The sequence below is a fragment of the Brevundimonas sp. P7753 genome, from assembly GCF_013386595.1.
GTDB lineage: Bacteria > Pseudomonadota > Alphaproteobacteria > Caulobacterales > Caulobacteraceae > Brevundimonas > Brevundimonas bullata.
Map to the genome: position 1 here is coordinate 48,583 of NZ_JACARP010000015.1, position 7,570 is coordinate 56,152.

General features: G+C 65.5%; 8 protein-coding genes and 3 other annotated features. Of the genes, 7 read left to right on the top strand and 1 reads right to left on the bottom strand.

All coding sequences use genetic code 11. The annotated features are described in order from the left end of the window. Positions 1 to 88: 88 nt before the first annotated feature. Positions 89 to 142: a sequence feature (sul1 is cis-regulatory element that is thought to sense ions involved in sulfur or methionine metabolism; They are found in Alphaproteobacteria), on the top strand. Between the two features lie 351 nt (positions 143 to 493). The 6 genes from HX774_RS03720 (at position 494) to HX774_RS03745 (ending at position 5,075) form a co-directional block, all read left to right on the top strand. Beyond that, a complete protein-coding gene (locus HX774_RS03720; protein WP_178824348.1) occupies positions 494 to 886 on the top strand; it encodes a hypothetical protein in 393 nt (130 codons plus the stop codon). Next, positions 886 to 1,233 carry a glycosyltransferase gene (locus HX774_RS03725; RefSeq protein WP_178824350.1) on the top strand — a complete coding sequence of 116 codons (348 nt, stop codon included), beginning with the start codon at positions 886 to 888 and terminating at the stop codon, positions 1,231 to 1,233. Before HX774_RS03720 ends, HX774_RS03725 begins: the two co-directional genes overlap by 1 nt. A 26-nt stretch (positions 1,234 to 1,259) precedes the next feature. Further along, complete coding sequence (locus tag HX774_RS03730) at positions 1,260 to 1,748, top strand: hypothetical protein (protein ID WP_178824352.1); 489 nt, start codon at positions 1,260 to 1,262, stop codon at positions 1,746 to 1,748. Between the two features lie 166 nt (positions 1,749 to 1,914). Further along, positions 1,915 to 1,972: a sequence feature (sul1 is cis-regulatory element that is thought to sense ions involved in sulfur or methionine metabolism; They are found in Alphaproteobacteria), on the top strand. 43 nt (positions 1,973 to 2,015) lie between these two features. Next, positions 2,016 to 3,491, top strand: coding sequence for a SulP family inorganic anion transporter (locus HX774_RS03735; protein ID WP_313574078.1), 1,476 nt, complete (start codon positions 2,016 to 2,018; stop codon positions 3,489 to 3,491). 186 nt (positions 3,492 to 3,677) lie between these two features. Next, positions 3,678 to 3,731 (top strand) — a sequence feature (sul1 is cis-regulatory element that is thought to sense ions involved in sulfur or methionine metabolism; They are found in Alphaproteobacteria). Positions 3,732 to 4,099: 368 nt separating this feature from the next. Beyond that, entirely contained in the window at positions 4,100 to 4,729 is a 630-nt protein-coding gene (locus HX774_RS03740; protein WP_178824357.1) for a hypothetical protein, read from the top strand. Between the two features lie 130 nt (positions 4,730 to 4,859). After that, positions 4,860 to 5,075, top strand: coding sequence for a hypothetical protein (locus HX774_RS03745; RefSeq protein ID WP_178824359.1), 216 nt, complete (start codon positions 4,860 to 4,862; stop codon positions 5,073 to 5,075). A 142-nt stretch (positions 5,076 to 5,217) separates the two neighbouring features. Here the strand turns inward: HX774_RS03745 and HX774_RS03750 are convergent, their stop codons facing one another. Beyond that, the gene (locus HX774_RS03750) at positions 5,218 to 6,849 is read right to left on the bottom strand and encodes an alpha-D-glucose phosphate-specific phosphoglucomutase (protein WP_178824360.1); all 1,632 of its coding nucleotides are present in this window, start codon (positions 6,847 to 6,849) and stop codon (positions 5,218 to 5,220) included. A gap of 464 nt (positions 6,850 to 7,313) precedes the next feature. On the opposite strand from HX774_RS03750, the gene HX774_RS03755 reads away from it, so the two are divergent. After that, on the top strand, positions 7,314 to 7,570 hold a 257-nt coding region (locus tag HX774_RS03755; RefSeq protein ID WP_178824361.1), incomplete at its 3' end, for a ParB N-terminal domain-containing protein.

The window sequence follows — 7,570 nt, forward strand, 5'->3', positions numbered from 1 at the left end:
GAGGGGCGACGCCGCGACAGACAAATAGTCGCAGCAAGGCCGCACTCGCTTGCCCTGTCCCGCCTGAGCGGGCACCAAGGATCGGGCAAAAGGACCCCGTTCGACGGGGTGGCTACCCTGGGCGCCTATCCCCCGGGCCATCGACGCCGTTCGTCGGCTTCGCACTCTTGTTATTCATTCCATGTCACTTCGCGATGACGCGCGCCGATACGGCCGCGCCCCCCGTCTTCTGCGTTCTCAAACGCGGACAGATTCAGCTTTTCGTCGACGCTTCAAGATTGGCGCGCCCGCCTTCATTGTCGTAGCCCTCACTCTGGGCGTCGCAGTCGTCGTGGGATTCACGGCAGGGGAGGCTGCGCCGGCCCTGACCGCCGAGAACGGACCCATCGAGTCGGCGACGGTCTGGCTTTACGGGGTCGTCTTCCTGGCGGCTCTGCTGGCCTGGCGCAGCGGCCAGCCTCTTGGCGGACTTGTTGCGACAGCCTCGCTTCTGATGGCCTTGCGCGAACTTGACGCCCATGCCGCCTTCACCCGCTTCGGCGTCTTCAGCACGCGACTTTACGCACGTCCGGACGTGCCCTTGATGGAAAAGCTGGCGGCAGGCGTGGCGGTCCTGGCTCTGGTCGTCCTGACCATCGCCGCCTTGCGCGGCGCCTGGCGCGACCTGAATGGGCGGGCCGTCACGTCGGGCGTCACCCTTCTCGTCCTTCTAGGGTTTGGTGTTCTTCTTAAGCAGATAGACGCCTTGCCGCGTCAACTTCGCGGCCTTGGTTGGCCGCTGCCTGAAAACACACTGGTCATCAGCAAGGCGGTGGAAGAGATAGGCGAGATGGGCCTGCCGATCATGCTGGCGCTCGCTCTTTTTCAAATACCGAGGCGGCGCTGATGAGCGCCTTCACTCCCTCTCCGGAGCGGGGGAGCCTGAACGGCGCGACCGCAAAGATCCTATTCGCGGGCGACCATGCAGACATGCCCCTGGTCTATTCAGCCCGCGACGCGGTCGCCTTACCGTCTCTCAAGCACGAGAGCTTCGGGCGCTCGGCAGTCGAGGCCCACCTGATGAAACGTCCTGTCGTGGTGTCGGACCACGGCGCGTTTCAGGAGACCGTCATCGAAGGAGGCGTTCGACTTGCAGCGGAAAACATGCGCGTCTGGGAAGAGGGGTTGAGCTGGTTTCTCGCACATCCTGCGGAAGCCCGCCTCGCCATGGGCCGCGCCAGCGACGATCCGTAGAGCGCGCCTGTTGTATGGAGGGGACCGTGGAGAAAACCTTGGAGTGCTACGCAGAGGCCATGGCCGAGGTTGGCGGCCGTAGAGGCGCTGACGACATCTGGCTGCGTCGTGCCGCAAGTCTGGGGGGGCTGGTTTCGCGCGAGGGCGCGGTCGCTGTCGTGGACCAGGGGGGAATTCGTTTTGTCCGAGGCTCGTCCGAGGATGAGCTGGCCCTGGTGTTTCTGTGGCACCAAGATCTCAAGCCTCTGGCCTGGATCAAGCCGAAGCTTGCAGCCGGCGGCGCCGTGGCCGTCATGGAAAAAGGACTTTGGTTTCGGCGCGGCGCCCGGCGCAAGGCCCTGATGGCAAGCGGGCTCTATGTTTCCCCGCGGCCGGTCAGGGCGGGGGGACGGTGGGCGTGGATTCTGACCCTGTCGCCTCAGAAGGATGATCGGCCGAGGGACAGTATCGGCCGGGTCGCCACGGATTACCTGCGGTTCGCGCCGTTCTGGCTAGCGGCCACAGGCTTGGGGTGAGGTTTCGAAGCACGAATTTTCGCTGGAGGCGCCAAGAGGCTTCCCGGGCTTCGGTGTGATGTCAGCGCCGCATCCGAGCGCAAAATGACTCGGTGTCATCGGCGCCTATCGTAATCGGCCTTGAGTTCTGCGCCACAACGCCGCATGAGGCGGCCTTCGCATTGGACCCGGACCTGTTCGCAGGAAACGGGTGGCTATCCCGGCCGCCGAACCGCCGGGAAACGCGCCGTCGTGTGACGGCTTCGCCAGATGAACTCCAAAATGTCCATCATTGCATCCGCGCGTCAGCAGTGGCTCGCCAATCCTCGTCGCGATCTGCTGGCAGGGACCGTCGTGGCCCTGGCCCTGATTCCCGAGGCCATCGCCTTCTCCATCATCGCCGGTGTCGATCCTGCTGTCGGTCTCTACGCCAGTTTCATCATCGCCGTGACCATCGCCATTGTGGGCGGGCGTCCGGCCATGATCTCGGCCGCCACCGGGGCCATGGCCCTGCTGATGGTGACCCTCGTGCGCGACCATGGACTGGAGTATCTGTTCGCCGCCTCCCTGCTCTGCGGCGTATTCCAGATCGCCATCGGCCTGCTGAAGCTGGGTCGCTACATCAAGTTCGTCAGTCGCAGCGTGATGACGGGCTTCGTCAACTCGCTGGCCATTCTGATCTTCCTGGCCCAGATGCCCGAACTGATCGGCGCCAACTGGCAAACCTTCGCCCTGGTCGCCGTCGCCCTGGTCATCATCTACGGCTTCCCTCGCCTGACCAAGGCCGTGCCCTCGCCTCTGGTGGCCATTGTCCTGATCAGTGTTTTCGTGATGATGACCGGCTTGGACGTGCGCACGGTCGGCGACATGGGCCAGATGCCCTCGACGCTTCCGATGTTCCATCTGCCCAGCGTCCCCCTGACCTGGGAGACCTTCGCCATCATCGCCCCGGTTTCCGCGACCCTGGCCTTCGTCGGCCTGCTGGAAAGCCTGCTGACCGCCAACCTGCTGGACGACCTGACCGATACGCCTTCGGATAAGGACCGCGAAACGCGCGGCCAGGGCATCGCCAACATCGCCTCGTCGCTGTTCGGCGGCATGGCGGGCTGCGCCATGATCGGCCAGTCGATCATCAACGTCACCTCGGGCGGCCGCGGCCGCCTGTCCACGCTCTGGGCCGGTCTCTTCCTGTTGTTCCTGATCCTGGTGCTGCGGGACTGGGTCGCCCAGATACCCATGGCGGCCCTGGTGGCGGTCATGATCATGGTCTCGATCGGCACCTTCGACTGGGGGTCCGTGATGAAGCTGCGCTCCACGCCCTTCCAGTCCTCTATCGTCATGATCGCCACGACCGTGACCGTGGTCGCCACCCACGACCTGTCCAAGGGCGTGATCCTGGGCGTGCTGCTCTCCGCTGTCTTCTTCATGCGAAAGGTCGGCAAGACCATCGCCGTGACCGAGGTCGAAACGCCCGAGGAAGGGGTGTTGCGATACCGCGTCACAGGCCAGCTTTTCTTTGCGTCGGCGGATCTTTTCGCCGCCAGCTTCGAGCACCATGGGCAACCCAAGCGGGTCGAAATCGACATGACGGAAGCCCACCTGTGGGATCTCACGGGCGCAGCGGCCGTGGACAAGGTGGTGTTCCGCTATCGACGCCAGGGCGCGGAGGTGGTGGTGCACGGCATGAACCAGGCGGCCAGAACCCTGATTGACCGTGTCGGACGCTTCGAGAAAGAACATCTGCCGGCGGGGGCTAGCCATTGATCCCACGGCCGCTCAACCCATTGATGCGCAGGACGCGATAGACTTGGGGCGCCGGTTTCCGGCGCCCTTTTCGCGCTGCGACCTGACCGCTGGGGAGCTGTCTGAAAAGGCCTGCCCGCCAAACCGAGGCTGCGTCATTTGGGACGCTTGTGCGCAGGGGGCCTATGGGTCATCACCACGAGGTTCGTCGGACCCATGCTTCATGGGTGGCTAGCCTGGGCGCCTATCCCCCGGGAAATTTGAAGCGATAGCTGAGCGGCTGCAGCAATAGGTGCGTTGACGAACCGCATGCCTGAGCCCGCCTGCGGCCCCTATTCATGTCATCATCTCTTACGGGGCCTCCCGGAGGCCTCTCGCTACGGGCTGCGGGCCGGTTCGGTCCCCCGGCCCATGCCTGGTACCCTGTCAGTCGAGAAGGCGCTGTTCGCAGACGTCTGACCGTCGTCGCTCTCGGCGAGACGCTGACCCTGGTGCGCGGCGCCCGCGGCGCCCTATCCCTTGATCGGGCGGAGGGCTGGGCAATCCAGGTCAGGCTCGGCCTCGTCTGGGTGCGGCGTTGCGGGGGCGCAGAGGCCGCGACGCCCCCTCTGATTGACGACGAGGCCGGGGTGTCGACCCTCCCCATGATCGCCTGTTCAGAGATCGAGCTGAAAACCGACTATGACCAGGCCGTGCTGGGGCTGGTGGATCCCGCCCATGTGCCGATGATCCATACAGCCTGGTGGTGGCGATCCTCGGACCGGCGTCGGGTGAAGACAAAACACTACGCGCCGTCGCCCTTTGGATTCACCGCGACGGCGGCGGACCGGTTCGCCTCTGCGCCCGCCTACCGTCTGGTGGGTTCCGAGCGCGAGGTGACGATCGAGTTCCGTCTGCCGTCCACGCGTGTCGAGCGCGTCCAAAGCGGCGGTTTTCGTCTCGTCAACCTGACGACGGTCACCCCGACCGCGCCGGGCCACGTGGTCTTGCGCAACGTCATCTATAGCTCGTCTAGGCCCATGAGGCTTCTGTACCCGGTTCTCTCTCTTCTGGGCCGCGCCTTTCTGGAGCAGGACGCGCGCATTCTGCGCCTGATCGATGCCGACGCCAGCACGCGCCAGCCGCTCCTGTTTGTCGGCTCTCCCGACCAGCCTTCGGCCTGGTATTTCCAGTGCAAGATGGCGCTGTCGCGGGCGTCGCTTCAAGCGGGCGCCTTCATCAACCCGGTTCGCGCCGGCGTCTTGCGATGGCGCACCTGACGCTCTGGCGCGCCGCGGGACCTTTCAACGTCAATCAGGGAGACGACGGCGATGGACGACTGGACAGGACCACGGCGATCCCGCCGGCCCCTGACGGCCTTCGGGCGAAAGGGGACGGGAGGGAGCGATCATGGGTCATCGTGATCGAGATGCCCGCCCGCCCTCGGCGAGCCTGCTGATCGGTAATGTTCTGCGGGTGCGCCCCGCAGCGACGCCCGAAGAGGCCTGTCGGATCGCGCCCATGCTGGCCGAGCTGTCGCCGGCCGATTTGCGTGAGCGTATGACGCAGGCGCGTCGCCGCTTGGGGCTGGACGACCAGGGGCGGCGCCTGGCCCCGAAACCCTGACGACCTGACAGCTTGAGGGGATGGCCAAGGGGCGGGTTCAAGGGGGGCGGCAGGGCCGAGACCTCCCGCCGAGCGGAACGTCGCTCGCTCCCTTCTTGCGATGGCTGCGAAGGACCGGCCTGCGTCGGCCCAGGCGAGGATCTTATGTTACGACCGAAGGGCCGTGCGGTCCCCAAGCGCGGTCGAGGTCGGCGAGCCGTCGCGACGCGCGGGTCAGATCGGCCAGTCTCGCTGCATCCTCATGAGCTTCGCCCGGCGGGAGGTAATATTCCAGATAGATCCGCAGCGTAGCCCCCAGGGTGCCCGTTCCGGACAGCCGGTAGGTGATCCGGGAGTCCGGATTCAAGGTGAAACGGAGGCCTTGCCCGGAGGCGACCGACCCGTCGATAGGATCCACATAGGTGAAGTCCTCAGCGGCTATGATGGTGTGGCCACCAGAAACCTGTCCGATGGTCGGGACGAGCCGGGCTCTCAGCCCTGTCATGATCGCTTCTGCTGCGTCTGCGGACAGGCCTTCGTAGTCGTGGCGCTGGAAGACATCCCGCCCGTAGGTGGACCAGTGGTCCTCCATGATGGCCGATATGGACAGATTGCGGGTCGCCATCAGGCTGAGCCAGAAAAGGACGGCCCAAAGGCCGTCCTTTTCGCGCACATGATCCGATCCGGTGCCGAAGCTCTCCTCGCCACAGAGGTTGATCAGCCCTGCGTCCAGAAGATTGGTGAAAAACTTCCAGCCCGTCGGAGTCTCGTGGAGAGCGAAGCCGAGGCGACGGGACACGCGGTCAACCGCCCGGCTAGTCGGCATGGACCGCGCCACGCCGGCCAAACCTCTCCGGCTGAAGGCCGGGATATGGCCGACGTTGGCCGCCAGCACCGCCAGGCTGTCGCCGGGCGAGATCATGAGGCCGGGGCCGAGGATCATGTTCCGGTCTCCGTCGCCGTCTGACGCCGCGCCGAAATCCGCAGGATCCGGACCGAACAGATCCGCGAACAGTTCCGTCAGATGGTGTGGATGGGGATCGGGGTGGCGGCCGCCGAAATCGGGCAGGGGGGCGCCCCTCAACACCGTCCCAGAAGGCGCGCCCAGCCTTTCCTCGAAGAGGGCCCTGGCATAGGGACCTGTCACCGCATTCATGGCGTCGAAGGTCATCCGAAAGTCAGGGTGGGCGAGAAGGCCGGCGATGGAAGGGAAGTCGAACTGGCGCTCCAGAAGGTCGAGGTAATCCTTGACCGGATCCACGATGACGACCCGGCCTTTTCCCAGACGGCGCTCACCAAGCGTGTCCAGATCCAGCTCCGCCTCTTCAGCGATCTTCCAGGCCGCCAGCGTTCGGGCGCGCGTGGCTATGACGTCTGTGAGAGCCGGGGAAGCCGGCCCGCCGCCCCGCGTATTGTATTTGACACCGAAATCGCCATCCGCTCCGCCCGGATTGTGACTGGCGGACAGGATGATCGCCCCGTGGGCGTCCTGGGAGCGCACCATGGCGGACGCTGCTGGTGTGGACATCAAGCCATGCTGGCCAACGAGAACAGTGTCGAAGCCGTTGGCGATCGCCATCCGCACCGCGATCGAAGATGCCTCCCGACAGAAGAATCTTCCGTCGCCACCCACTACGAGAACAGCGCCAGGCAAGGGAGGGTCGGCCTCGAAGATCGCCTGGAGATAGGTTTCGAGGTAGCCCGTTTGGCGGAACACCGAGGTCGGGCGCCGCAGCCCGGCCGTCCCGGGCCGTTGGTCATCAAACGGTTGGACGGGCGTGATGATGATGTTCATGGGGATATTCTAGCATAGGCGTCGTCGGCGGCCGCTTCCGAGCGTCACGTCTTGATGATGCCGGGTGATTTGAGCGGTGTCCGGGCCGTAGCCCTGCGGGTGGTCGAAGCGACGTGCGCTATATCGTCAGGCTGACGAAGTACAGGCCTGCCGCCCCCCCCCTGTACGACGCCTGCCCTTGCCTTCCGGCATGGGGTGACTTCGCCCGACTTGTGCAGAAGGAGCCTAAGGGCTCCGCCCTCGCGCGGGCCAGGGTGGAGCGGCTTCGCCGCCGGATCGACCGGTCTCCCCGGCCTTCCGCGCCGGTCATTCCTGGATGTTGGGCAAGGACGTCAGGCTTGTGCAGGCCGGGCGATCCCCCTCCGGTCGATCCGCCCTGGCCCTTGCTACCCCGGTCTCGCCGACGGGCAGGGTTTCAGGCGCGCCTTTTGCGTGCCTGCAACCCTTGCCCAAAGGAGGCAGACATGACTGCTCATGATGTTCAGATCGCCGCGACCGCGCCCGAAACCGGGGCGGTTCCGGAGCCCGCGCATGGCGCTGAGATCGTGGTCCCGTTGAACCGGCTCAAGGCGTCCCCCAGAAACGCCCGGAAGGTCAGGCATTCGGCGGCGGCTATCGAGGCGCTGGCGGCCTCGATCAGGTCCAAGGGCGTGCTTCAGGCGCCCGTGGTGGAGATTGAGCGGAACGGGGAGGGCGGGGCGACGGGCGCCTACCTCGTGAC

Coding starts and splice junctions, on each gene's coding strand:
- HX774_RS03750 (WP_178824360.1), bottom strand. CDS start 6,849: ATGAACATCATCATCACGCCCGTCCAACCGTTTGATGACCAACGGCCC.
- HX774_RS03725 (WP_178824350.1), top strand. CDS start 886: ATGAGCGCCTTCACTCCCTCTCCGGAGCGGGGGAGCCTGAACGGCGCG.
- HX774_RS03745 (WP_178824359.1), top strand. CDS start 4,860: ATGGGTCATCGTGATCGAGATGCCCGCCCGCCCTCGGCGAGCCTGCTG.
- HX774_RS03720 (WP_178824348.1), top strand. CDS start 494: ATGGCCTTGCGCGAACTTGACGCCCATGCCGCCTTCACCCGCTTCGGC.